The organism is Methylobacterium sp. CB376 (genome assembly GCF_029714205.1).
GTDB lineage: Bacteria > Pseudomonadota > Alphaproteobacteria > Rhizobiales > Beijerinckiaceae > Methylobacterium.
This window is the reverse complement of record NZ_CP121648.1, coordinates 995,394-1,018,879: the sequence shown is the minus strand read 5'-3', so window position 1 is coordinate 1,018,879 and position 23,486 is coordinate 995,394. Positions and strand designations below refer to the sequence as shown.

Genomic DNA, 23,486 nt, shown 5'->3' with positions numbered 1-23,486 from the left:
TCCTGCAAAACTGATGAAAGTTGCACAAATGAGTTCATATACAATAGAATAGTTAAAAATGGCCGGCTTTTCTATGCTTATGACTTCGAAATCACCAACAAATAACTCAAATAAAGCATATGTGACAGCCTAACTTGCAAGCCCGTAGAGAAAGCTCAGGACGAAAAATTCAACATCTGAAGGTTTAGATTGTCTTGCCCACACGATATCGATACGTGCCCAAATCACTCCAGGCAGAAACAAAATCATGACTTGAAATAAAAATGCGTCTAATTTCATAAAAATTCAACCAGAAGGCTGCGATGCAGCGATGGGGAAATTGCGCGACTATTATACGGGTTTGTGCCCCAGAGTCAGTCCCCGAGCAGGAGATCCAAATCCTCCGCCGTCATGGCGCTCGTGGGCGCGCCGTCGTGGTCGAACAGCGAATCGGCGAGCGCGCCCTTCCTCTCCTTCAGCACCCCCATCTTCTCCTCGATGGTGCGGGAGGCGACGAGCTTGTGGACGAAGACGGGCTTGTCCTGGCCGATGCGGTGGGCGCGGTCGATCGCCTGGGCCTCCACGGCCGGATTCCACCAGGGATCGTAGAGGATCACCGTATCCGCCGCGACGAGGTTGAGCCCCGTCCCGCCCGCCTTCAGGCTGATCAGGAAGACCGGTGCCTCGCCGGCCTCGAAGCGGCGCACCACCTCGGCGCGGTCGCGGCTGCGGCCGGTGAGTTCGAGGCAGGGCGTCTTGGCGAGCGTGAGGCGCGGCTTGATCAGGTCGAGCATCGAGGTGAATTGCGAGAAGACCAGCACCCGGCGCCCCTCGGCGATCAGGGATTCCAGCAACTCGTCCAGGCGGTCGAGCTTGGCCGAGCCCGCCTTCGGGGGAGGTGCGAGCTTGAGCAGGCGCGGATCGCAGCAGGCCTGCCGCAGCTTGAGCAGCGCGTCCAGGATGACGATGCGGCTGCGGGCGAATCCCTTCTCGGCGATGGCGGCGCGCACCCGGGCATGCATGGCGAGCCGGATCGACTCGTAGAGGTCGCGCTGACCGGCCGCGAGGTCGACGCGCTCGACGATCTCGGTCTTGGGCGGCAGCTCGGCCGCCACCTCGTCCTTGGTCCGCCGCAGCAGGAAGGGCTTGAGGCGCCGCGCCAGCAGCCGGCCGCGCTCGCGGTCGCCCTGCTTCTCGATCGGCATGCGCCACGCCCGGGTGAAGTGCCGGCGGTCGCCGAGCAGGCCCGGGCACGCGAAGGCGAAGAGCGACCACACCTCCGCGAGGGAATTCTCAAGCGGCGTCCCGGTGAGGCAGAAGCGGTGCCGCGCCCGGATCCCGTGCAGCAGCCGGGTCGTCTGCGCGTCCGGGTTCTTGATCGCCTGCGCCTCGTCGAGGAGAAGGATGTGCCACTCCTGCGCCGTCAGCACCGCGTGGTCGCGGGGGATCAGCGGATAGGTGGTGAGCACGAGGTCGTGCTCGGCCATCGCCCCGAACTGCTCCTTGCGGTCGAGGCCGTGCAGCGTGAGCACGCGGAGGGAGGGGGCGAAGCGCTCCGTCTCGCGCCGCCAATTGCCCATCAGGCTCGTCGGCGCCACCACCAGGGCGGGCCGGTCGAGGCGGCCCTCCGCCTTCTCGAGGGCGAGGAGCGCCAGGGCCTGGACGGTCTTGCCCAGGCCCATATCGTCCGCCAGGACGCCGCCGAAGCCGGTCTCGCGCAGGAAGGCGAGCCAGGCGAGGCCCTGCGCCTGATAGGGCCGCAGGCTCGCCCGGAACGCCGCGGGGGGCTCCACCGGCGGGATGCCGCCGCTCGCGGAAAGCCGCCGTCCCATGGCGCGGATCGCCTCGCCGCCGCGCCAGATCACGCGCTCCCCGCCCTCCTCCTCCAGGGCCGCGAGGCCGGCCGCGTCGGCCCGCGACAGGCGAAGCCGCCCCTCGTCGTCGCGGCCGATCAGCAATTCGGCGATCGCCGCCAGGATCCCGCGCAGCCGGCCCGGGGGCAGGGCCAGCATCCGCCCGTCCGGAAGCGGCAGGACGAGGGCCTTCTCCCCCTCCGGGCCGTCGAGGATGGCGGGGTCGAAGCCCGGCCGCCGCAGCAGCGCGAGGATCGGCCCGACGAGGTCGATCCGCTCCCCGTCCAGCTCGACACCGAGCTGGAGTTCGAGCCAGTCGATGCCGGATCCCTCGCGGATCTCCGCGTCGAAGGCGCCGTCCGCCCGCATCAGCCGCAGGGGGAAATCGGCGGCGGTCTCGATCTCCCAGCCCTCCTCCCGCAGGCGGGGCAGGAGCCAGTATTGCGCGTCGGCCCATTGGGCCGTTCCTCCTTCGCGCACGAAGTCGCGGCCATGCGCGGCCTCGGCGGGATAGCGTTCGCAGACCGGGACGAAGTTTTCCCGGATGAGGCGCCGGGCCGCCTCGCGCTCGGCCTCGGGATCGCGGGCCACCGCGTAGAGGCGCCCGCCGCTGAGGCGCGGCACCACGGCCCGCATCTCGCCGAGTTCCGTCCGCACCGGTCCGTACGCGAAGGCCAGCCGCGCGATGGGCACCGTCTCGTGGTCGATCATCGCGTAGGGGCCGTAGCCGATGGTCGTCCTGATCGGGGCGGTCGTGAGGCGCAGCACCGGTCGCGGGGCGACGCGGAGGGGCTCCGCCGCGGGCGAGGGCGGCCGGTGGGCGGCGAGGTCCGGGACCTTCTCCGCCAGGACGGCGTTGAGCGCCGCCACCGCTTCCGCCGGGACCGGCGGCGCCAGGGCGAGGGCGCCGGCGAGGCGCGGGGCGAGTCCGGTCTCCACCGGCCCGATCAGGCCGGCCGCCTCGTCCACGTAGGCGGGCGGCGCCGCGGCCAGCACCGCGCCGGGATCCTCGCAGGTGACCTCCGCCCGCAGGGCATCCGCCTCCTCCCGCCAGGCGATCCGCCCGGCCCGGGGCGGACCCGCCGCGAGGGCCGGCCCGTTCGGCTCCCGCCAGCGGACGCGGCCGGTGGCGAGCAGGGCCGCCAGGATCTCCGCCGCATCCTCGTCGGAGAGATCGTAGGCGTAGGCCCGGCCGTAGCCGATGGAGTGGCGCTGCCGGCCGGCGAGAAGGCGGTGGATGCGCAGGTCCGAGGGGCGCAGGAACCGGGCCGGCGATGCGCCCGCCTGCAGGAGATAGGGGCTGCCGCCCTCCGAGAAGGTGCCGTCCTTGCGCAGGCGCGTCGAGATCACCTGCAGGGCGAGGCGCGGCAGGCCTTCCCCCGCCAGGAGCGAGCCGAGCACGTAGACGAGCCGCTGGTTGATGGAGCGTGGGTAATCCTCCCCGGCGGTGGCCTGGGCCCGGTCGAGTTGCGCGACCCACCGCGCCAGGGCCGGCGGCAGCGCCTCCGCCTGGGCCGCGGGGCGGCCCGCTCGTGCCGCGCCGCGGGCCGTCGGGGCCGGCGCCAGCAGGCGCTCCAGGCGCTGCGCGACCGGATCGCCCGGCGGCTCCGACGCCTCGTCCAGGAGCGAGAGGAGGACGGCCGCCACGTGCTTGCAATTGCGGGCGACCGGGCAGGAGCAGGTGCCTTCGATCCGCAGCCCCTTCCCCCGCTCCCTCAGATCGACGACCAGCCTGTAGGGCTCGTCGCTGCCCTGGACCTCGCCGGAGATCCCGGCTCCGTTTCGGGTCGCTTCGAGAACGCGCCCCTCGCGCAGGTAGCTCTGCCCGGCGCGGGTGGCGTTGGGGCCGCAGGCCGCGACGATGTCGGATCTGCTGTAGTGCACGGGCTCGGTCCGGTGGCTCCGGTGGCGGAGGTCTGCCGGAAGAGTGGGAGTGCAGGATTCCCGCGTCCAGCCGCGATCCGCCTCCGCCCACCGCCGAGGGCGGCCGGGACGCGCGTCCCGGCCGCCCCGGTGCATCGCCCGGCTCAGCGGCTCGGAGTCGGGTCGCTCGGCTTCGGGACCGTCCTGCTCCCTCCGCCCGTCACGGTCCCGGTCGCGGCCGGCGCCGTCCCGGGCGCCACGCCCGCCGCCGGGGCGGCGTCGCGCCCCCCCTTCTCGGCGTTGCTCTTGACGCTGCCCGGGTTGTTCATGTTGCCCTCGGCGCTGCCCGGCGCCGCGGTCTGGGCCACCGCCGCGCCGCCCAGGGCCACCATCAGGGCGCCCGCGAGCGCCATCCGCTTCGTCCGCATCATCGATCCTTTCCAATTCCGTTCAGATCCTGAAACGGGTTGAGCGGCCGCAAGTTCGATCGAGATCATCATTCTTGCGCGTCCTTATTCCGTCTCGTCTGTGCTGCGGGTGCGAACGAGACTGGTTCTTCGAGGCAGGACTTGCCGTGTGCGGTGCGGCGCGGCGGGGTCCGCTGTGCCGCAGGAGCAGGCTGCAACGCTCGGGCGCCTGACGTGTTCTGGTGGGGCGCGGCCCCGGGCGGGGCCGCCCGCCGCATCGGGGAGATCGTTGGTCGTCACGATGAGAATGGATGACGCGTTGGCCGGGGCCGTCCCGGTCGCCCCGCCCCCGACCCTGTTCGTGCCGGGCCGCAATTGCTGGCGGGTGGCGCGGGCGGCCCGCGCCGCCCTGCTCGTCGACGGCGCGGATTACTTCGCGGCGCTGGAGGACGCGCTCGCGCGCGCCCGGCGCAGCATCACCCTGGTGGGCTGGGATTTCGACGGCCGCATCCGCCTGCGGGCCGACGCGCCGGAGGCGGCCTCGCCCCCGCTCGGCCCCTTCCTGCGCGCCCTCGTGGAGGCGCGGCCCGAACTGGAGCTGCGCATCCTGATCTGGAGCGTGGGCACGCTGCACGGGCCGGGCGAGGCGCTGCCGCTGCTGTTCGGGGCGGAGTGGCAGCGCCATCCCCGCATCCGGGTGCGGCTCGACACGCGCCACCCCCTCTACGCGGCCCATCATCAGAAGATCGTCTGCGTCGACGAGTGCCTCGCCTTCGTGGGCGGCATGGACCTGACCGTGCAGCGCTGGGACACGCAGGAGCACCGGGCCGAGGATCCCCGCCGGGTCGATCCGGACGGCGCCCCCTACGGGCCGGTCCACGACACCCAGATGGTGGTGGACGGGGAGGCGGCCCGCGCGGTCGGCGACCTCGTGCGCGCCCGCTGGCGCGACGCGACCGGAGAGGCGGCCGCCCCCGCCGAGGGACCGCCGCTCTGGCCGCGCGGCCTCGCCCCCGACTTCACGGACGTGCCGGTGGCGATCGCCCGGACCATGCCGCTCCTCGACGAGCAGCCCTCGGTCGAGGAGGCCGCCGCCCTCACGGCCGACCTGCTGCGCGGCGCCCGGCGCCACGTCTACATCGAGGCGCAGTACCTCACGGCGCGCTTCGTCGGCGACGTGCTGGAGGCGCAGCTGGCGCGGCCGGACGGGCCCGACGTGGTGATCGTGCTCACCCGCCGCTCGCACAACCTCACCGAGCGGGTCGCCATGGGCGCGCCCCGCGACCGCCTGATCCGCCGCCTGCGCGCCGCCGACCGGCACGGCCGCTTCCTCCTCGCCTACCCGGCGGTGCCGGGCCCGGCGGGCGAGTGCCAGGTCCTGGTGCACTCGAAGCTGGTGATCGTGGACGACACCGCCCTGCGGGTCGGCTCCTCCAACCTCAACAACCGCTCGGTCGCGCTCGACACCGAGTGCGACCTCGCCGTCGGGGGCACCGACCCGGCGACCCGGGCCACCATCGCGGCCCTGCGCGACCGGCTGCTGGCCGAGCATCTCGGGGCCGATCCCGCCGCCGTGACGGCGGCGATCCGGGCGGAGGGGTCGCTCGTGCGGGCGGTGGAGCGGCTCAACACCGGCCCGCGGGGCCTGCGGCCCTTCGCGGTGCCGCCCGAGGAGGGCCTGATCGAGCCCCTCCTCGGCGCGGACCTCCTCGACCCGGAGCGGCCGTTCGGGAGCTGAGGCCGGCAGGCGCACCCGGCGCGCCCGGGGGCCTCTCCCTTCGGACGAGCCGCCCTCGGCGCGCACCCGCGTGGATGCGTCGAACTTGGCCGTGATCGCTGCCCCGAATTGTCACTATAAATTGTCCCTATACTTGTCAGGACAGCAGGCGTAGGCTCCGCTTCATGAACAGGATCGCACCAGACACCCTCGTGCACTGGTCGGAAGTGGCGGCGCTGGCCCTGCTCGTGCTCGCCCTGGCGGTCGCCGAGGTGATCTGACCCGCTCTCCGCGCGCCCTCTGCGCGCGCCCTCACCGGGCGGGCGAGGCCGCCGGGCCGATCGCGTCCCGCCCGGGCGCCGGGCCGGCGCGTCCCCTTCGCCGGAACACCACCTCCGCCCCCGCGAAGACCAGGAGCCCGAGCGCCAGCGGCACCAGGAAGTACACGACGCGGAAGGCGATGAGCGGCCCGATCACGTCGGTCCCGGGCAGGAGATGCACCACCACGCTCTCGATCACCCCGACGCCGCCCGGCACGTTGGTGACGAGCACCGCCGCGTTCGCGATCACGAAGACCGAGGCGACGCCCGGATAGGCCACGTCCGAGACCGCCGCGAGCACCTGATGCAGGCAGGCCGAGACCAGGGCGAAGTTCACCGACCCCACCGCCACCTGGGCGAGGGCGATGCGCCAGGGCGGCACCTCGATCGACCAGCGGCGGATGGTCAGGGGCCCGAGCCGGAAGGCCGCGGCCGCGAGGTAGAGCCCGACCCCGGCGAGGCAGGCGAGCGCCACCGCCACGATGCCGCCCCGCCCCAGACCCGTGATCTCCTGCGCGAGCCGCGGCCGCAGCAGCGCCAGCGCGCCGAGCGCCATCAGCCCGAGCGCGACCGTGAGGCCGCAGAACAGGACCAGCTTGGCGCTCTCGGCCAGCGTCAGGCCGCGGCGCGCGTAGAAGCGGTAGCGGATCGCCCCGCTGCTCAGGCCGGACAGGCCGATGCTGTGGCCGACGCCGAGCGCCACGAAGGCCGCCACGCCGACGTACCGGTAGGGGAGGGGGCGCCCGATCGCCCGCAGGGCCAGCCAGTCCCCTGCCGTGAGGCAGAGGTAGCTGCCCGCCGCGAAGGCGCCCGCCCCCAGGAGCCGGGCCGCCGGGATCGCCCGCACCGCCGCGTACAGCTCCGCGAGGCCGTAGCCCGAGAGGGTGCGGACGAGGAGGTAGGCCCCGAGCGCGACGCTGAGCGCGGTGGTGATCAGGGTCCAGCGGCGGCGGCGCCCGCTCCCCGCCCCGTGCCGCGCCATCACGCCACCTCCGCCCGGTCGGGGCGCGGCGCGCCCGCCGCCGGGGCGAGGTCGAGGTCGACGAGGAGCGGCAGGTGGTCCGAGGCGACCCGCGCCAACGGCCCGCGCACCACCTCGACGTGCCGCACCCGGATCCCCTCGCTGACGAAGACGTGATCGAGCCGCAGCAGCGGGAACCCGGACGGGAAGGTGCGCTGGCGGCGCGGCACGCCGGCGGCGCGCTGCGCGTCCCGGAGATGCCGGGCGAGGCGCCGGTAGGCGGCGGAGGCCGGCACGGCGTTGAGGTCCCCCACCAGCACGAGGGGCGGGCGGCAGCCCGGATCGGCCAGGAAGCGGGGCCCGAGCAGGGCCTCCGCCTGCCGGGCGCGCTCGCGGCGGCGCAGGCCCAGATGGGTGGCGATGACCTGGACCTCCGTGCCGCCGGCCTCGATCGCCGCCCAGAGCGCGCCGCGCGGCTCGAGGTGCGGGCGCCCGGCGAGGCCCGGCAGCGCCTCGGCCCGCACGAGGCGGGAGGGCAGGGCGGTGAGGATGGCGTTGCCGTACGCCTCCTCCATCACCCGCAGGGCCGCGTGGAAATGCGCCCGCATGCCGAGATGCTCCGCGATGGCGTGGGCCTGATCGATCCGCCCGGAGCGCGGGCGGCCGACGTCGAGCTCCTGCAGCGCCACCACGTCGGGCCGGCAGGAGGCGAGGACCGCGGCGATGCGCGCGGGGGAGAGGGTCCCGTCGGTGCCGAGGCAGCGGCGGACGTTGTAGGTGATGAGGCGCAGCACCCTTCGGGATTCCCGGATCGCTCCCCTCAACGGGGCAGCAGCGCGGCGGTTCACGGGCGGCCCCGCCCTCTGCTAAGCCGGAATGCGCAACGACGGGAGGCGCGCATGAAGGTTCAGGGCATCGCGGCCGTGGTCACGGGGGGCGGGTCGGGCCTCGGCGCGGCGACGGGCCGCGCCCTCGCGGCGGCGGGCGCCCGGGTCGCGCTCCTCGACCTCAACGAGGAGGCCGCGCGGGCGGTCGCGGAGGAGACCGGCGGGCTCGCCCTCGCCTGCGACGTCTCGGATGCGGGGAGCGCCGAGGAGGCGGTGTCCCGCGCCGCCGCGGCGCACGGCCCGGCCCGCATCCTGGTCAATTGCGCGGGCGTCGCCACCGCCGGGCGGATCGTCGGGCGCGCCGGCCCCCTCGACCTGCGCGCCTTCGCCCGCGTCGTCGAGATCAACCTGATCGGCACGTTCAACCTGATGCGGCTCGTGGCGGCCGGCGCCCTGCCCCTCGACCCGCTGGAGGGGGGCGAGCGCGCCGTCATCGTCTCGACCGCCTCGGTGGCGGCCTTCGAGGGCCAGGTCGGGCAGGCGGCCTACGCCTCCTCGAAGGCGGGCGTCGTCGGGCTGACCCTCCCGGCCGCCCGCGAATTCGCCCCCGCCGGTATCCGGGTCTGCGCCATCGCGCCGGGCCTGTTCGAGACGCCGATGATGAAGGGCCTGCCGCAGGAGGTGCAGGATTCCCTCGGCGCCGCGGTGCCCTTCCCGCCGCGGCTCGGCCGGCCGGAGGAATATGCCCGCCTCGTGCTCGCGATCATCGACAACCCGATGCTCAACGGCGAGGTCATCCGCCTCGACGGGGCGCTGCGCATGCAGGCGCGCTGAGCCCGTCCCCGGATCGCATGACCGTCTACTTCACGAGCGACACGCATTTCGGCGACCCGCGGGTGCTGCGCATCGACCGGCGCCCCTTCGCCGGCATCCCCGAGCACGACGCGGCCCTGGTCGCGAACTGGAACGCGACGGTCGGGCCGGGCGACACGGTCTGGCACCTCGGCGACTTCGCCCTCGGGCCCCCGCCGGAGCGGGTCGCCGCTCTCCTGGCGGGACTCCACGGCGAGAAGCACCTGATCGTCGGCAACAACGACGGCCCGGCGACGCTCGGCGCGCCGGGCTGGGCCTCGGTCGCCCACTACGCCGAGATCGACGAGGGCGGCCACCGCCTGGTTCTGTGCCACTACGCCTTCCGCACCTGGAACCGCATGGGGCGCGGGGTGATCGACCTGCACGGCCATTCCCACGGCCGGCTGAAGCCGATGACCCGGCAATTCGACGTCGGGGTCGACGCCTTCCCGTACCGGCCCGTGACGCTCGCCACCATCCTGGCCTCGCGCCGCCGCGCCGCCGCGCCGGCCTGACCCGCATCGGGGCCGGGACAATTCGGGGTCGGGAAAATCCGGAACCCTGGCCGGGCGTCGCCGTTTCTGGGATGCCTCTCCGCGCCATGCGACAAGCCTCCTGATCTGAGGCTTATCGCCGCAGGGGGTGCCGACCATCCCGACCGAGTTCAGCGATGACCCGACCGCTTCGCCCTGCCCTGTTCCCGCTCACGGCCGCGCTTCTCGTCGCGGCCGGCTCCGCCCTCGCGCAGCCGGCCACCTGCGCGCCGGCCCACCGCAAGCTCCAGGAGGCCGATGCCCTGCGCTTCCAGGCCCGCCAGGAGGCCCGGATCGGCGACCGCGACCGGGTCTGCGACGCGCTGGGCGACGTCGAGGACCGCTACGAGGACGCGCAGGACCGCTTCGAGGCGTGCGGTGCGGGCCTCGCGTCGATCGACCTGCGCGGGGCGCTGCGCAGCGTGCGCCTGGAGAAGCGGGCCTTCCGCTGCGACTGAGCGCTCCCCCGGGTGCGTCCCCGCACGGACGGCCACGTCCGCGCGAGGGCATCCCCTCTCTCAACGAAGTCCGCTTGCCACTGGAGACCGTCATGCTCACCGAGTCCGCCCGCACCGAGTCCGCCCCCCGCGTCGATGCCGCCATCCCGGGCGCGCATTCCTTCGCGGCCGCGCTCTGCGGCTTCCTCGGCTCGACGGCGGCCACCACGGTCGTGATGGTCCTGCTCAGCACGCTCTGATGCGAAATCCGACGGATTGCGTCGCGAGGCGGATGTCGGCTTCGCTCAAGCGCCGCGCGGGCTTGCCATGCGCTGTCCGGACGTGATCGTCCGGACAGCGCATGAGACCGGATTCCCCGATGCGGACGCCCCGGACCGGCGATGGCGGCGCGAGCGGACCCGAAGGCCGCCGGACACGAGGGCCGGGACGCGCCGCGCTCAGGGCGGCGCCACCGACCAGAAGCGGCGGCGGGCGAACAGCATGTCGGGCTGCCCCACCGGGGCGACGCCCGCGAGGCTCGGCGGCGCGGCGGGGGGTGGGCAGACGGGCTCCGGCCGGCGCAGCGCGACCGCCGGCAGCTGGGGCCGCACCAGCCCCATCCGGACCTGGACGTCCGGGTTCCGGACGGCCGCGATCGTCGCCACGGTGGCCATGAGGGCGCCCGCGACGGCGCCGAGGACGAAATTCAGCATAGCGGGCGACGGATGAGCCGACATCGTAGCGGTTTCAGGGCAGGGCGCCGAATCGCCCCGCGCCCCCTCCTCGCCGCGACACTCACAACCCAAGCTTAACGCTCTGGTGCGAGCCTCCGCCGACCGCCCTTGTGCAGGGTCGGAGGAGTTGCATCCGATGAGTTACGGAGCGAACGCTTACGCCAAGGTTGCGCAGGCGGCCCTGACGCCGCGGGAGGCCGAGGCGGCCGTGCTCATCAAGGCGGCGGCACGGCTCCAGGCGATCCAGGACAACTGGACCGACCAGCAGGCGGGATTGAACGAGGCGCTCACCTTCAACCAGAAGGTCTGGACGCTCCTCTCCACGGCCGCGACCGAGCCCGACGCGCCGCTCCCCGCCGACCTGAAGCAGTCCATGGCGCAGCTCGGCGCCTTCGTGTTCACGCGCACCTTCGACGCGATGATCGAGCCCCACGCCGAGAAGCTGACCGCGCTGATCCGGATCAACCGCGAACTCGCGAGCGGCCTGCGCGGCAACCCCTAGGCGCCGGCCGCGACCCGCGGCCCCAGCCAGGATAGCGTCGGGCGCGTCCGCCCGGATTCTCGTTCCCGCATCATTCCTGCCGCCGGAGCGGCGACCGCTTCGGCGAGCGACGCTCAGCCCCGCGACATGTCGAGGGGCGGGGCGACCTCGGGCGGCAGCGGCGAGACGTAGCCGTCCCGCGTGCGCGCCCGCAGTTCCGCCCAGGCGGCCTCCCGCAGGGCCGGGTCGGCGATCAGGGCCGCGCCGGCCGCCGCCATGGCCTTGGCCACCTGCACCATGGCCTTGTGGGCTGCCGGGCTCTTGCCCTGCGCGACCACCTGCCAGGTGTGGAAGGGCGTGCCGATCGCGACCGTCGGGGCGTGGGCCTGCACGGTGGGCACCACCCAGCTCACGTCGCCCACGTCCGTCGAGCCGATCGCCGGGTTGCGCTTGGCGTCGAGGGGCACGAGGAAGTCGGCGAGCGGCGCCTCGGTGGGCGGCATCCCGATCGCCCGCCAGACCGCGGCAATGTCGCCGGGCGCGAGCGTCGCCCGGATCGCGCGGGCGAAGGCCCGGTCCTCCTCGTCGAAGGGCGGGGGGCCCAGCTCCTCCATCACCGCGTGCAGGGTCTCCTCCAGCGGCGCGTTGCCGACGAGGTCCGAGACCGCGCTGACGATGCGCATCTCGACGGCGGTCTCGGTCATCAGGGCCGCGCCCTCGGCGATCCTGCGCACCCGCGCCACCAGCTCGCGCATGCCGGCGAGGTCCCGGGCCCGGATCGAGTAGCGCACCCGCGCGTGGGCCTGGACCACGTTGGGGGCGATGCCGCCCGCATCGAGGAGCGCGTAGTGGACCCGCGCGTCGCTCGGCATGTGCTCGCGCATGTAGTTGACGCCGACATTCATCAGCTCGACCGCGTCGAGGGCGCTGCGGCCGAGATGCGGCGCGGCCGCCGCGTGGCTCGCCCGGCCGGTGAAGACGAAGTCGGCCCGGGTGTTGGCCAGCGCCAGCGGGGGCGCCACCTCCCAGAAGCTCGCCGGGTGCCAGGTGATCGCCGCATCCGCGTCCGCGAAGGCGCCGGCCCGCACCATGAAGGCCTTGGCGGCCCCGCCCTCCTCGGCCGGGCAGCCGTAGTAGCGCACGCGGCCCGGCCGGCCGGTCTCGGCGAGCCAGTCCTTGAGGGCGGTCGCGGCCAGCAGCGCCGCCGAGCCGAGCAGGTTGTGCCCGCAGCCGTGGCCCGGCCCGCCCGGCACCAGCGGCCGCGGCTCCGCCACCCCCGCCTCCTGGCTCAGGGCCGGCAGCGCGTCGTACTCGCCCAGGAAGGCGATCACCGGCCCGCCCGCGCCGGCCTCGCCGACGAGCGCGGTCGGAATCTCGGCCACGCCCTGCACGACCCGGAAGCCCTGGTGGCGCAGCTCCGCGGCGTGGGCCTCGGCCGAGCGCGCCTCCGTGTAGCAGACCTCCGGCGTGGCCCAGACCGCGTCGCTCAGGGCGATCAACCGGTCCTTGTGGAGGTCGACCTGCCGCCACACGGCGTTGCGGTTGTCCATGGATGCCTCCCGGTCGCTGCGCGCATCCGCCCGGTATGCCGGCCCGGGAGCGGCCGGCGAACCGCTCCCGCTGCACGGCTCCCCGGCGCCCGGCGGATACCCAACCGGGCAAAGTGGCGCGAGACTTGTAAAGCGGTGGCCCGCGGCCGCGGGCCGCTTGCGGATGCGGGCGTCTGGTGCATGCTGCCGGCACTGCACGGAAGGGGCGAGGCTGATGAACGAACGTGACCTGCGGACGCTGATCGGCGCGGTGAAGGACGGACGGCTCTCCCGGCGGCACTTCGTGCAGCGGATGATCGCGCTCGGCCTCACCGCCCCCATGGCCGGCATGATGCTGGCGCAGGAGGGCGTCGCCCAGACCGCCGAGGGGACATCCGCCTACAAGCCCGCCAAGGCCGGGGGCGGGGGGGCGCTCAAGCTGCTGTTCTGGCAGGCCGCGACCCTGATCAACCCGCATTTCGCGGTCGGCACCAAGGACCAGGAGGGCTCGCGCATCTTCTACGAGCCCCTCGCCGCCTGGGACGCCGAGGGCAACCTGTTCCCGGTGCTCGCCGCCGCGATCCCGAGCCGCCAGAACGGCGGCGTCGCCGAGGATGGCCGCTCGGTGACCTGGAAGCTCAAGCCCGGCGTGACGTGGCACGACGGCAAGCCCTTCTCGGCCGACGACGTCGTCTTCACCTGGCAATACGCCGCCAACCCCGCCACCGCGGCGGTGACCTCCGGCAGCTACAAGGACATCAAGGTCGAGAAGGTCGACGACCTCACCGTCAAGGTTCTGTTCGACAAGCCGACGCCGTTCTGGGCCGACGCCTTCGTGTCCTCGGCCGGGATGATCATCCCCAAGCACCATTTCGAGGCCTATATCGGCGACAAGTCGCGCGACGCGCCCGCCAACCTCGCGCCGGTCGGCACCGGCCCCTACAAGTTCGCGGAGTTCCGCCCCGGCGACATCGTGCGCGGCGTGCGCAACCCCGACTACCATATGCCGAACCGGCCCTCCTTCGACACGATCGAGATGAAGGGCGGCGGCGACGCGGTCTCGGCGGCCCGCGCCGTGCTGCAGACCGGCGAGTACGACTACGCCTGGAACATGCAGGTCGAGGACGAGATCCTCAAGCGCCTCGAGGCCGAGGGCAGGGGCCGCGTCGAGATCGTCTACGGCGGCAACCTCGAATTCATCCTGCTCAACGCCACCGATCCCTGGACCGAGGTCGACGGCGAGCGCGCCTCGCTCAAGACCAAGCACCCGGCCTTCTCGGACCCGGCGGTGCGCAAGGCCATGAACCTGATCGTCAACCGGGCGGCCGTGCAGCAATTCATCTACGGTCGCACCGGCCGGGCGACCGCCAACGTGCTCAACGGCCCCGAGCGCTTCCGCTCGAAGAACACCAGCTTCGCCTTCGACACCGACAAGGCCGCGCAGATCCTGGAGGAGGCCGGCTGGAAGAAGGGCGGCGACGGCATCCGCGCCAAGGACGGAAAGAAACTCAAATTCGTCTACCAGACCTCCATCAACGCCCCCCGCCAGAAGACCCAGGCCATCGTCAAGCAGGCTGCCCAAAAGGCCGGCATCGACATGGAACTGAAATCGATTCCCGGCTCCGTGTTCTTCTCCTCGGACGTCGCCAACCCGGACACCTACCCGCACTTCTACGCCGACATGGAGATGTACACCTGGAACATGGCGCAGGCCGATCCGGGCGTGTTCATGCTGCAATACGTGTCCTGGGAGGCGGCCACCAAGGAGAACAAGTGGCAGGGCCGCAACATCTGCCGGATGCGCAACGACGAGGCCGATGCCTGCTACCGCGCGGCGCAGGGCGAACTCGACGCGGTCAAGCGCGCGGCCCTCTTCATCAAGATGAACGACATCGTGGCCTCCGAATACGTCATGCCGCTCCTCCACCGGGCCCAGGTCTCGGCGGTCGGGGCCAAGCTCCAGGCGCCGTCGAGCGGCTGGGACAATTCGCTCGCCTTCCTGTTCGACTGGTACAAGGAGGCGTGAGCCGGTTCTCCCCGAGCTGACGCGCCGCGCATGGGCGCCTACCTCCTCCGCCGCCTGCTGATCGCGATCCCGAGCCTGGTCGGGATCAGCCTGATCCTGTTCACCGTGCTGGCGCTCGCGCCCGGCGATCCTTTCGGGGAGCTCGCCACCAACCCCAACGTGCCGCCCGAGGTGCGGGCGGCGCTCCGGGCCAAATTCGGCCTCGATGACCCGATCCTGGTGCGCTACCTGCACTGGTTCCTCGCCATGCTGCAGGGCGATTGGGGCTTCTCCTTCGCGAGCCGGGTCAACGTCGACGACCTGATCCTGCAGCGCCTGCCGACCACCTTGTTCGTGGTCGGCTCCTCGCAGGTGCTGGCGCTGCTGATCGCGCTCCCGGTCGGGATCCTGGCGGCCCTGCGGCCCTACTCGCTCCTCGACCAGGTGGCGAACACGCTCGCCTTCGTGGGCTTCTCGCTGCCGACCTTCTTCACCGGCCTGCTGTTCATCCTGCTGTTCAGCCTCAAGCTCGACTGGCTGCCCTTCGTCTACAACGCCGACATCGCGGCGACGGGCTGGCAATGGTACTGGGAGCATCTCCGGCAGGCGATCATGCCGATCGCGGTGCTGGGGCTGTTCCAGGCCGCCTCCTACACCCGCTACGTCCGGGCCTCGGTCCTCGACGTGGCGCGGCTCGACTACGTCACGACGGCCCGCGCCAAGGGCCTGAGCGAGCCGGTGGTGACGCTGCGCCACATCGCCCGCAACGCGCTCATCCCGGTGGTGACGCTCGTGGCGCTCCAGATCCCGGCGGTGTTCGGCGGCGCCATCGTCACCGAGCAGATCTTCCGGGTGCCGGGGATCGGCTCGCTCCTCATCAACGCGATGCTCGCCAACGACACGCCGGTCGTGATGGCCGTGACCTTCGTGTTCGCCTGCCTCGTCGTCCTGTTCAACCTCGTCGCGGACCTCCTGTATGGCTGGCTCGACCCTCGCATCTCCTTCGGCTGAGGCGGCGCCCGCGCCCGCCGCCTCCGGCCGGGACACGTGGCGGCGCTTCCGCCGCCACCGGCTGGCGGTGGCGTCGAGCGTGATCCTGGCGGTGCTGGTGCTGGGGGTCGTGTTCGGCGGGCTGCTCTGGCCGGTCGCCATCGACGACATCGACTTCTCGGCCATGCTGCAGGGCCCCTCCGCCCAGCACCCCTTCGGCACGGACGATCTCGGCCAGGACCTGCTCGCCCGCATGATCTACGGCGGGCGGATCTCGCTCGCGGTCGGCTTCGCGGCGATGCTGGTGGCGACCCTCGTCGGCGTGGTGGTGGGATCGATCGCCGGCATGTCCCGCCGCCTGCTCGATCCCGTCCTGATGTGGGTGACCGACCTGTTCCTGTCCCTGCCGCAGCTGCCGCTGCTGCTGCTCGTGATCTATCTGTTCCGCGACCAGCTCAAGCAGGTCTTCGGGATCGAGGGCGGCATCTTCGTGATGGTGGTCGCGGTGATCGGGGGCTTGCGCTGGATGCCGGTGGCGCGGCTGGTGCGGGCGCAGTTCCTGTCCCTGCGCGAGAAGGAATTCGTGGAGGCGGCGCGCGCGCAGGGGGCGGGGCCGCTGCACCAGGTGACGCGCCACATCCTGCCGAACGCGCTCGGACCCGTGATCGTGGCGGCCACGATCGAGGTCTCGGCGGCGATCATCGCCGAATCGACCCTCTCCTTCCTGGGCCTCGGCTTCCCGCCCGACATCCCGACCTGGGGCCGCCTCCTGTTCGACGCCAAGGACCACCTCGACGTCGCCCCGCACTGGGCGCTGTTCCCGGGCGCGGCGATCTTCCTGACCGTCCTGTCGATCAACTTCATCGGCGACGGCCTCAGGGACGCGCTCGACCCGCGGCGGGTGCTGTGACGTGACCTCCGCCCGGACGATGGAGGCCGACGAGCAGGGCCGCCGCCGTCCCGACGCCGCCATGCAGGCTTTGCGCATCATCGAGCGGGAGCCCGAGGCCGCGCGCCGGGCCCTCGCCCCTGACGACGCACCCCCTCCCCACCCGGAGCCCCCATGACGCCGATCCTCTCCGTCCGGAACCTCGCCACCGCCTTCCGGGTGGACGGGCGCTGGCGCCCGGTGGTGCACGGGGTCTCCTTCGAGATCGGCCCGCGGGAGACCGTTGCGCTGGTCGGCGAGTCGGGCTCCGGCAAGAGCGTGACCGCGCTCTCGACCATGCGCCTCACCCCCCGCGACGCGAGCCGCATCACCGGCGAGGTGGTCCTCCAGGGCCGCGACCTCCTCACCCTGCCGGAATCCGAGATGCGCAAGGTCCGCGGCGGCGACGTGGCGATGATCTTCCAGGAGCCGATGACGAGCCTGAACCCGGTGCTCACGGTCGGCTTCCAGATCGCCGAGGCGCTGATGGCCCATCGCGGCCTCTCCCGGGCCGAGGCCGAGGCCGAGACCGTGCGGCTCTTCGACAAGGTCCGCATCCCGGCGGCGGCCTCGCGGGTGCACGACCACCCCCACCGCTTCTCGGGCGGCATGCGCCAGCGGGTGATGATCGCCATGGCGCTCGCCTGCCGGCCGAAGCTCCTGATCGCGGACGAGCCGACCACCGCCCTCGACGTCACCATCCAGGCCCAGATCCTCGACCTCATCAAGGCCCTGCAGGACGAGGAGGGGATGTCGGTCCTGTTCATCACCCACGACATGGGCGTGGTGGCGGAGATCGCCGACCGCACCGTGGTGATGCTCGACGGCCGGGCGGTGGAGAGCGGGCCGACGGAGGACATCTTCCACCGCCCGACCCACCCCTACAGCCGGGCGCTCCTCGCCGCGGTGCCGGCCCTCGGCGCCATGCGGGGCCGGGCGCGGCCGGCCCGCTTCCCCGTCGTGGACCGCACCACCGGCGAGACCGTGCCGGCGCCCGAGGAGGCCGCCGCGGCGGGGCCCGCCGCGGCGGAGCGGCCGGTGCTGGAGGTGAAGGGGCTCACCACCCGCTTCGACATCCGCGGCGGCCTGCTCGGGCGCGTGCGGGGCCGCGTGCACGCGGTCGAGACCGTGTCCTTCGACCTGCGGGCCGGGGAGACGCTGGCGCTCGTCGGCGAATCGGGCTGCGGCAAATCCACCACCGGCCGCTCGGTCCTGCGTCTGATCGAGCCGCTCGCCGGCTCCGTGCTCCTCGACGGCGAGGACATCCTGGCGCTCTCGCCCGAGGCCCTGCGGCAGCGGCGGCGGCGCATGCAGATGATCTTCCAGGACCCCTTCGCCAGCCTCGATCCGCGCATGAGCGTCGGGGCGGCGATCGCCGAGCCGCTCCTGATCAACCGCCTCGCCTCGCGGCGCGAGGCCGAGGCCCGCGCGGCGGACCTGCTCGGGCGCGTCGGGCTCAAGCCCGAGATGGCGGGCCGCTTCCCGCACGAATTCTCCGGCGGCCAGCGCCAGCGCATCTGCATCGCCCGGGCGCTCGCCCTGGAGCCGCGCCTGATCGTGGCGGACGAATCCGTCTCGGCCCTCGACGTCTCGGTGAAGGCGCAGGTGGTGAACCTGCTCCTCGACCTGCAGGAATCCCTGCGCCTCGCCTACCTGTTCATCTCCCACGACATGGCGGTGGTGGAGCGCGTCAGCCACCGCGTGGCCGTGATGTATCTGGGCGAGATCGTGGAGATCGGTCCGCGCGCGGCGATCTTCGATGCGCCGCAGCACCCCTACACCAAGCGCCTCCTCGCCGCCGTGCCGGTGCCGGATCCCTCCCGCCGGCGCGCCCGCCACGGCCTCTCCGCCGACGAGATCCGCAGCCCGATCCGCGCCGTGGACTTCGTCCCCCCGGAGCGGGCCTACCGGGAGGTCTCCCCCGGCCACGTGGTCCAGGTCTGGGGGCCGGAATGGGAGGAGGCGGCGGCGGCCTGAGCGCGGGACGCCCGACCAGGCTGTCGCGGTCTCCCGTGCCCCCCGGGGGCCGAGGCGTTCCCGTCACACAACTTCCGTTTGAGATGATCGCCGATGATTGCGCTATAGAGTTGATTATCCCTGTCTCGGCACATCCCTGGTCCTTTCTGACATTCTGTCATCCGCCATCTCAGACCAGGTATTCATCTTCAAATGAACGATAAAATATCCGGTACAGGAAAGATAAGACGCCTACACCAGATAGAGATTGCCATGTGACGAGAACATGCTGCATCCTCTCGATCTGTCCGTGATCGGGGAGGATCGCGATGGGCATGGATTTCGAGATCGGCTTCGTCATGGCGGGTGCGATCTCGGCGGGAGCCTATTCGGCCGGCGTGATGGATTTCATCACCGAGGCGATCGATGCCTACGAGGCGGTCCGCGAGATGGAAGGCTGGAGCGGACCGACGCACCGGGTGCGCGTCCCGGTGATCGCGGGCGCCTCGGCGGGCGGCATGACGGCCGCGATCACCAGCCTGTGCTGGTTCACGGACCTCTCCCATGTCGGTCCCGGGGAACCGCCGGGACCGGAGGCGAACCGCCTCTACGCGAGCTGGGTGCGGGAGATCGACGTCGCGCCGCTGCTCGACCCGGGCGGGCTCAACCGCGGCGTGCTCTCGGTGCTCAACTGCGCCATCCTCGAACGGATCGTCGACGACACCCTTACGGCCCAGCGCCGCACCCGCCGCCGGACCTGGCTCGGTCGCGGCGACTCGCAGGATGTCGCGCTGATCATGACGGCCTCGAACCTGCGGGGCGTGCCCTACGCCTTCCAGCTGTTCGGCCAGGACAAGAGCGAGTTCTACGGCATGCTGAACCATGGCGACGCCATGCGGTTCATGGTCGGCAGCAGACCCCGGCCGGTGCCGGGCTTCGTCGGGCTCGACACCGACGACCTGCCCCTGCGGATCCCGCCCGACGCGTCGGACCGCTGGTTCGCGCTGAAGCAGGCCGCCCTGGCGACCGGCGCCTTCCCGATCGGCCTGCAGGCCCGGCAGCTGCAGCGCGATTTCTCCGACTACACCGCGGTGCCGAGCGTCACCTACCAGGACGGGACCGGCCAGACCTGCACGGTCCCGCCGCACGTCGCCACGCCTCCGGTTCCCTTCGGCTTCGTCGCCGTGGACGGCGGCGTGATCGACAACGAGCCCTTCGAGATCGCGCGGCGCTACCTCGCCGGGGGCCTCGCGTCGAACCGGCGCGATGCCAGCAGGGCGACCCGGGCGATGATCCTGGTCGATCCCTTTCCGAACCACGCCGCCCTGCCGGACGGGCCCGCGCCGGGGGATCTGCGCCTCCTCAGCGTCATACCGGCCTTCCTCCGCACCCTGATCGATCAAGCCCGCTTCAAGCCGGAGGAGCTCGCGCTCGCCCAGAACGATCGCGTGTTCTCGCGCTTCGCCGTGGTCCCGAGCCGCCCGGTCGCGGGGGATCCGACCCCGAAACATCCGATCGCCTGCGGCATCCTGGGCGGGTTCGGCGGCTTCCTGCACGAATCCTTCCGACGGCACGATTACCTGCTCGGACGGCGCAACGCCCAGGCCTTTCTGCGCTGGAGCTTCATGCTCGCCGAGAGCAACCCGCTGTTCGAGGAGTTCAGGGCGCGGCGCGGCGCGGCGGCGCAGGCTTGGTACGTCAAGGAGCCGCCGGACAGCCGGGGCAGCATCGCGCCCGGTGCCGACGCGCAGGCCCGCAACGCCGTCGTCGCCTCGACGGTGGACGGGCTGGGGACGGAGCCGGCCTTCCCGATCATCCCCCTGACCCCGCGGATGCTCACGCCCATCGAGATCCCGGCGCCCGATCTCCCGGATCCGGATGCGGTGGATCTCGATCGGATCGGCGACCGGCTCCAGGCGCGGCTCTCGGCCGTGGCCGGTGCCCTGCTGCGCCACGACCTGCCGGAGGTCATCGATCTCGGCTATGCCGGATGGCTGTCGAGCTATCCGGCCCAGCACTACCTGGCCACGGTCGGGACCAAGCTCGGCATGAAGTCGATCCGGGAGGGGCTGAGCGAGCTTCGCGAGGCGTTCCCTCGCGCCTGAGGGCGGGCGGCGGCAGGGTCGCGGCCGGCGAGGCGGCCGAGGAGGATTTGCCCGAGGTTTCCGGCCGGATCGGCAGGAGCGCCCGCGCCGCGCGGCAGGCCGCGCCGCGCCGCGCGGCAGGCCGCGCCCGAGGATCGCCCGGTCAACCGAGCCTGATGGGAGCCGTTCCCGTCCGCGGCGCGAGCGCGCACGATGGGACCGGGCGCGCGCCATCCGCCGGATCACGACATCCGCGGCCAGGGTTCCGTCCGCGGGCGCTCGCGCCGCCAGGGCCGGCTCAGGAGCACGAAGGCGAGGAGGACGCCCGCCGCGTACCAGACGTGCAGGCTCTCGTAGCCGGTCTCGGGCGCCCAGGCGAAGCCGCCCATGAACACGTAGCCCACCGCGACGCCGAGGCTGCGGAAGAGGAGCAGCCAGGGATGCTGCAGGATCGGATCCTGCAGGTACCACGCCTGCGCCGCCAGCCCGAGGGCGTAGAGCACGCCGCCGATCGGCAGGCCGAGGAACAGCGACAGCACGGCGCGCAGGAAGAGGCCGGGCCAGTCGCGGCGGCGGGTCGGGGACGCGGATGCCTCGCTCATGCGCAGCACTTGCCTCCTTCGCCCGCGCGGGACAAGGGGCCGAATGGCCCCGGGGGCGGAGAGCGCTTCGTCCCCGGGAACGGATCGGGCCTTGCCGCGATCCTGATCCTGTGCCCCCGTCGCCAGCCCGTCACCCTTGGAGCCGCCCGTGACCGATCCCCACCCCGACGCAGCCCTGTCGCTGGTCCTGCGCGCGCAGACGCAGGCGGCCCACGCGCGGGTGGAGGCGCTCAGCGGGCTGCCGGGGACGATCCGGGACCGGGGCGGCTACGCGGCCTGCCTCGCCACCATGCACACGGTCTGGGGCCCGATCGAGCGCGACCTCGCCCGGCAGGAGGGCTGGGAGGCGCTCGCGCTCGACCCCGCCGCCCGCGCCCGCGTCCCGCTGCTCGAACGGGATCTCGCCGACTTGCTCGCCGACTTGGCGGCCGCCGCCCCGGTCCCGGCCGCGCCGGTCGCCCCGAGCGCGTCCCTGGCGGAGGCCCTCGGGCGGCTCTACGTGCTCGAAGGCTCCGCGCTCGGCGGGCGGCTCATCCTGGCCGAGCTGCGGCGGCGCCCGGACCTCGACCTCGGCAACGCCACCCGGTTCTTCGCCGGCCACGGAAGGGCGACGGGCCGGCTCTGGGCCGAGCTGCGGGCCGCCCTCGACGCCTTCGGGGCCCGCCATCCGGGCGAGCGCGCCGCCGTGATCCGCGGCGCCCTCGACGCCTTCGGCGCCTTCGAGGCGGTCTTCGCCCGCGAGGCGGTCTTCGCCCGCGAGGCGGTCTTCGCCCGCGAGGCGGTCTTCGCCCGCGAGGCGGTCTTCGCCCGCGAGGCGGCCCTCGCGGCGCCCGAGGCCTCCCCGAAGGCCGCCTGACCGGCTACTCGGCCGGGGTCTCGCGCGCCCGGCCGAGGGGCACGTGCGGCACCAGGAGCGCGAGCAGCACCGCCGCCGCGGCGATGCCGAACATCGCCCAGAAGGTGAGGTGCAGCGCCTGTTGCAGCGTCGCGCGGATCTCGGTCAGGCCCGCCCCGCCGCCGCTGGCGAGCAGGTGCTGGAGCTGGTCGGCATGCACCCCGGTTCCGGCCCGGGCGAGGCCGTGATTGAGCACCGCCCCGAACAGCGTCGCCCCGAGCGTGCTGCCGAGGTTGCGCGAGAAGACGTTCGAGGCCGTGGCGCTGCCGCGCTGCGACCAGGGCACGATCTCCTGGATCAGCACCAGGGCGGCGGTGCTGAGGAGCCCCATCCCGAAGCCCATCACCAGCGAAGCGAGGCCGGCCGTGCCCGGGGCGGAGCCGGGGCCGAGGGTCAGGAGCACGCTCGCCCCGAGCGGCAGCAGCAGGCTCCCGGTGAGGAGGATCGGCCGCAGGCCGAACCGGGTCAGGGTGCGGGCCGCGAGCGTGGCGCCGATCGGCCAGCCGAGCACCATCACGGTCAGGGCGAGGCCCGCCACCAGGGGCGTCTGGCCGAGCACGCCCTGCACGTACATCGGCAGGAAGGTGGTGAGGCCGATCAGCGCCATGCCGGCGAGGAGCGAGCAGCCGTTCGAGGCGGCGATCGGCCGGCGGCTCCAGACCGAGAAGGCGATCACCGGCTCGGGCGCCAGCCGCTCCTGCAGCACGAACAGGGTCGCGCCGACGAGCGCGACGCAGGCCGCCGTCATGGCGCCCCAGCTGTCGGAGGTGCCGGCCTCGGTGAGCGCCACCATCAGGGCGCCGATCGCCACCGTGAACAGGGCGGCGCCCGCCGCGTCGATCCGGCGCTCGGCCCGGGTCACGCCCTCGTGCAGGAAGGTCGCGAAGCCCGTCGCCGCCAGGAGCCCGACCGGGATGTTGAGCCAGAAGATCCAGGCCCAGGAGGCGTGCTCGATGATGAAGCCGCCCGCGAGCGGCCCGAGCACCGCGGAGGTCGCCCAGACGCTCGCCAGGAAGCCCTGGATGCGCCCGCGCTCCTGGGCGCTGTAGAGGTCGCCCACGATGGTGAGCGCGATCGGCTGGATCGCCCCCGCCCCGACGCCCTGGAGCAGCCGGAAGGCGATCATCGCCGGCATCGAGCGGGCGAAGCCGCAGAGCAGCGAGCCGACGAGGAAGACGGCGATGCCCGCGAGCATCACGGGCTTGCGGCCGTAGACGTCCGAGAGCTTGCCGAACACCACCGTCGCGGCGGTCTGGGTGAGCAGGAAGGAGGAGAACACCCAGGAATAGAGGGCGAGCCCGCCGAGGTCCCCGACGATCTGGGGCATCGCGGTCGACACGATGGTGGCCTCGATGGCGACCATGAACATGGAGGCCATCACCGCCGCGATCACGAGGGGGCGGCGGGTCGTCGGGAGTGCTGGCATGACGGATCCGATCGGCGGGCCGCGTCGGCCGCCCGCTTCGCGGCTGAGCTAACCCACTGGCGTGCCACGACAAGGGCCCGGCGGGGGCCGCGCAGGGCAGCCCTGCG

The 23,486-nt window shown here is 72.8% G+C and carries 21 protein-coding genes; 13 read left to right on the top strand and 8 right to left on the bottom strand.

Annotation, left to right across the window (positions count from 1 at the left end; genetic code table 11):
• Positions 1 to 353: 353 nt before the first annotated feature.
• Both QA634_RS04515 and QA634_RS04510 read right to left on the bottom strand, forming a co-directional pair.
• The gene (locus tag QA634_RS04515; protein WP_012330872.1) at positions 354 to 3,716 is read right to left on the bottom strand and encodes a DEAD/DEAH box helicase; all 3,363 of its coding nucleotides are present in this window, start codon (positions 3,714 to 3,716) and stop codon (positions 354 to 356) included.
• 143 nt (positions 3,717 to 3,859) lie between these two features.
• Positions 3,860 to 4,126, bottom strand: a complete 267-nt coding sequence (locus QA634_RS04510) for a hypothetical protein (protein WP_012330871.1) — start codon at positions 4,124 to 4,126, stop codon at positions 3,860 to 3,862.
• A gap of 283 nt (positions 4,127 to 4,409) precedes the next feature.
• Between QA634_RS04510 and QA634_RS04505 the strand changes: the two genes are divergently transcribed.
• A complete protein-coding gene (locus QA634_RS04505; protein WP_168169132.1) occupies positions 4,410 to 5,840 on the top strand; it encodes a phospholipase D-like domain-containing protein in 1,431 nt (476 codons plus the stop codon).
• Positions 5,841 to 6,131: 291 nt separating this feature from the next.
• Here the strand turns inward: QA634_RS04505 and QA634_RS04500 are convergent, their stop codons facing one another.
• Together QA634_RS04500 and QA634_RS04495 are read right to left on the bottom strand one after the other, a co-directional pair.
• Entirely contained in the window at positions 6,132 to 7,121 is a 990-nt protein-coding gene (locus QA634_RS04500) for a lysylphosphatidylglycerol synthase transmembrane domain-containing protein (RefSeq protein WP_012330868.1), read from the bottom strand.
• Positions 7,121 to 7,894: an endonuclease/exonuclease/phosphatase family protein gene (locus QA634_RS04495; RefSeq protein WP_012330867.1), complete on the bottom strand. Its 774-nt coding sequence runs from the start codon at positions 7,892 to 7,894 to the stop codon at positions 7,121 to 7,123. Before QA634_RS04495 ends, QA634_RS04500 begins: the two co-directional genes overlap by 1 nt.
• Positions 7,895 to 7,999: 105 nt before the next feature.
• On the opposite strand from QA634_RS04495, the gene QA634_RS04490 reads away from it, so the two are divergent.
• The 4 genes from QA634_RS04490 to QA634_RS04475 all read left to right on the top strand — a co-directional run bounded on the left by QA634_RS04490 (position 8,000) and on the right by QA634_RS04475 (position 10,009).
• Entirely contained in the window at positions 8,000 to 8,761 is a 762-nt protein-coding gene (locus tag QA634_RS04490) for an SDR family NAD(P)-dependent oxidoreductase (protein ID WP_012330866.1), read from the top strand.
• A gap of 17 nt (positions 8,762 to 8,778) precedes the next feature.
• The gene (locus QA634_RS04485; RefSeq protein WP_012330865.1) at positions 8,779 to 9,294 is read left to right on the top strand and encodes a metallophosphoesterase; all 516 of its coding nucleotides are present in this window, start codon (positions 8,779 to 8,781) and stop codon (positions 9,292 to 9,294) included.
• A gap of 155 nt (positions 9,295 to 9,449) precedes the next feature.
• Complete coding sequence (locus QA634_RS04480; RefSeq protein ID WP_012330864.1) at positions 9,450 to 9,770, top strand: hypothetical protein; 321 nt, start codon at positions 9,450 to 9,452, stop codon at positions 9,768 to 9,770.
• Positions 9,771 to 9,862: 92 nt separating this feature from the next.
• Positions 9,863 to 10,009, top strand: coding sequence for a hypothetical protein (locus QA634_RS04475; protein WP_012330863.1), 147 nt, complete (start codon positions 9,863 to 9,865; stop codon positions 10,007 to 10,009).
• Between the two features lie 198 nt (positions 10,010 to 10,207).
• Here QA634_RS04475 and QA634_RS04470 read toward each other — a convergent pair whose 3' ends face one another.
• Positions 10,208 to 10,462, bottom strand: a complete 255-nt coding sequence (locus QA634_RS04470) for a hypothetical protein (RefSeq protein ID WP_012330862.1) — start codon at positions 10,460 to 10,462, stop codon at positions 10,208 to 10,210.
• A gap of 157 nt (positions 10,463 to 10,619) precedes the next feature.
• On the opposite strand from QA634_RS04470, the gene flaF reads away from it, so the two are divergent.
• Entirely contained in the window at positions 10,620 to 10,985 is a 366-nt protein-coding gene (flaF, locus tag QA634_RS04465; protein WP_012330861.1) for a flagellar biosynthesis regulator FlaF, read from the top strand.
• Between the two features lie 113 nt (positions 10,986 to 11,098).
• Here flaF and QA634_RS04460 read toward each other — a convergent pair whose 3' ends face one another.
• Positions 11,099 to 12,514 (bottom strand): amidohydrolase, encoded by a 1,416-nt coding sequence (locus tag QA634_RS04460; RefSeq protein ID WP_012330860.1) that lies wholly within the window; start codon positions 12,512 to 12,514, stop codon positions 11,099 to 11,101.
• A 214-nt stretch (positions 12,515 to 12,728) separates the two neighbouring features.
• Between QA634_RS04460 and QA634_RS04455 the strand changes: the two genes are divergently transcribed.
• The 6 genes from QA634_RS04455 to QA634_RS04430 all read left to right on the top strand — a co-directional run bounded on the left by QA634_RS04455 (position 12,729) and on the right by QA634_RS04430 (position 20,477).
• Complete coding sequence (locus tag QA634_RS04455; RefSeq protein WP_012330859.1) at positions 12,729 to 14,519, top strand: peptide ABC transporter substrate-binding protein; 1,791 nt, start codon at positions 12,729 to 12,731, stop codon at positions 14,517 to 14,519.
• A 30-nt stretch (positions 14,520 to 14,549) separates the two neighbouring features.
• The gene (locus tag QA634_RS04450; RefSeq protein WP_012330858.1) at positions 14,550 to 15,509 is read left to right on the top strand and encodes an ABC transporter permease; all 960 of its coding nucleotides are present in this window, start codon (positions 14,550 to 14,552) and stop codon (positions 15,507 to 15,509) included.
• The gene (locus QA634_RS04445) at positions 15,475 to 16,398 is read left to right on the top strand and encodes an ABC transporter permease (RefSeq protein ID WP_012330857.1); all 924 of its coding nucleotides are present in this window, start codon (positions 15,475 to 15,477) and stop codon (positions 16,396 to 16,398) included. The genes QA634_RS04450 and QA634_RS04445 overlap by 35 nt, the downstream gene beginning before the upstream one ends.
• 1 nt (position 16,399) lies before the next feature.
• A complete protein-coding gene (locus QA634_RS04440; RefSeq protein WP_157182253.1) occupies positions 16,400 to 16,555 on the top strand; it encodes a hypothetical protein in 156 nt (51 codons plus the stop codon).
• On the top strand, positions 16,552 to 18,393 hold the full coding sequence (locus QA634_RS04435; protein ID WP_012330855.1) for an ABC transporter ATP-binding protein: 1,842 nt from the start codon (positions 16,552 to 16,554) through the stop codon (positions 18,391 to 18,393). Before QA634_RS04440 ends, QA634_RS04435 begins: the two co-directional genes overlap by 4 nt.
• 308 nt (positions 18,394 to 18,701) lie before the next feature.
• On the top strand, positions 18,702 to 20,477 hold the full coding sequence (locus tag QA634_RS04430; protein WP_043700816.1) for a patatin-like phospholipase family protein: 1,776 nt from the start codon (positions 18,702 to 18,704) through the stop codon (positions 20,475 to 20,477).
• A 221-nt stretch (positions 20,478 to 20,698) separates the two neighbouring features.
• Here the strand turns inward: QA634_RS04430 and QA634_RS04425 are convergent, their stop codons facing one another.
• The gene (locus QA634_RS04425; RefSeq protein WP_012330853.1) at positions 20,699 to 21,058 is read right to left on the bottom strand and encodes a hypothetical protein; all 360 of its coding nucleotides are present in this window, start codon (positions 21,056 to 21,058) and stop codon (positions 20,699 to 20,701) included.
• A 148-nt stretch (positions 21,059 to 21,206) separates the two neighbouring features.
• Here QA634_RS04425 and QA634_RS04420 point away from each other — a divergent pair, with 148 nt between their 5' ends.
• A complete protein-coding gene (locus tag QA634_RS04420) occupies positions 21,207 to 21,914 on the top strand; it encodes a biliverdin-producing heme oxygenase (protein ID WP_012330852.1) in 708 nt (235 codons plus the stop codon).
• A gap of 4 nt (positions 21,915 to 21,918) precedes the next feature.
• Here the strand turns inward: QA634_RS04420 and QA634_RS04415 are convergent, their stop codons facing one another.
• Positions 21,919 to 23,379 carry an MDR family MFS transporter gene (locus tag QA634_RS04415; protein WP_012330851.1) on the bottom strand — a complete coding sequence of 487 codons (1,461 nt, stop codon included), beginning with the start codon at positions 23,377 to 23,379 and terminating at the stop codon, positions 21,919 to 21,921.
• Between the last annotated feature and the right edge of the window lie 107 nt (positions 23,380 to 23,486).

What these genes read in the sequence shown, in the direction of transcription:
- QA634_RS04510 (WP_012330871.1), bottom strand. Translation starts at nt 4,126, where the DNA reads ATGATGCGGACGAAGCGGATGGCGCTCGCGGGCGCCCTGATGGTGGCC.
- QA634_RS04505 (WP_168169132.1), top strand. Translation starts at nt 4,410, where the DNA reads ATGGATGACGCGTTGGCCGGGGCCGTCCCGGTCGCCCCGCCCCCGACC.
- QA634_RS04500 (WP_012330868.1), bottom strand. Translation starts at nt 7,121, where the DNA reads ATGGCGCGGCACGGGGCGGGGAGCGGGCGCCGCCGCCGCTGGACCCTG.
- QA634_RS04490 (WP_012330866.1), top strand. Translation starts at nt 8,000, where the DNA reads ATGAAGGTTCAGGGCATCGCGGCCGTGGTCACGGGGGGCGGGTCGGGC.
- QA634_RS04485 (WP_012330865.1), top strand. Translation starts at nt 8,779, where the DNA reads ATGACCGTCTACTTCACGAGCGACACGCATTTCGGCGACCCGCGGGTG.
- QA634_RS04480 (WP_012330864.1), top strand. Translation starts at nt 9,450, where the DNA reads ATGACCCGACCGCTTCGCCCTGCCCTGTTCCCGCTCACGGCCGCGCTT.
- QA634_RS04475 (WP_012330863.1), top strand. Translation starts at nt 9,863, where the DNA reads ATGCTCACCGAGTCCGCCCGCACCGAGTCCGCCCCCCGCGTCGATGCC.
- QA634_RS04470 (WP_012330862.1), bottom strand. Translation starts at nt 10,462, where the DNA reads ATGCTGAATTTCGTCCTCGGCGCCGTCGCGGGCGCCCTCATGGCCACC.
- flaF (WP_012330861.1), top strand. Translation starts at nt 10,620, where the DNA reads ATGAGTTACGGAGCGAACGCTTACGCCAAGGTTGCGCAGGCGGCCCTG.
- QA634_RS04460 (WP_012330860.1), bottom strand. Translation starts at nt 12,514, where the DNA reads ATGGACAACCGCAACGCCGTGTGGCGGCAGGTCGACCTCCACAAGGAC.
- QA634_RS04455 (WP_012330859.1), top strand. Translation starts at nt 12,729, where the DNA reads ATGAACGAACGTGACCTGCGGACGCTGATCGGCGCGGTGAAGGACGGA.
- QA634_RS04450 (WP_012330858.1), top strand. Translation starts at nt 14,550, where the DNA reads ATGGGCGCCTACCTCCTCCGCCGCCTGCTGATCGCGATCCCGAGCCTG.
- QA634_RS04445 (WP_012330857.1), top strand. Translation starts at nt 15,475, where the DNA reads ATGGCTGGCTCGACCCTCGCATCTCCTTCGGCTGAGGCGGCGCCCGCG.
- QA634_RS04435 (WP_012330855.1), top strand. Translation starts at nt 16,552, where the DNA reads ATGACGCCGATCCTCTCCGTCCGGAACCTCGCCACCGCCTTCCGGGTG.
- QA634_RS04430 (WP_043700816.1), top strand. Translation starts at nt 18,702, where the DNA reads ATGGGCATGGATTTCGAGATCGGCTTCGTCATGGCGGGTGCGATCTCG.
- QA634_RS04425 (WP_012330853.1), bottom strand. Translation starts at nt 21,058, where the DNA reads ATGAGCGAGGCATCCGCGTCCCCGACCCGCCGCCGCGACTGGCCCGGC.
- QA634_RS04415 (WP_012330851.1), bottom strand. Translation starts at nt 23,379, where the DNA reads ATGCCAGCACTCCCGACGACCCGCCGCCCCCTCGTGATCGCGGCGGTG.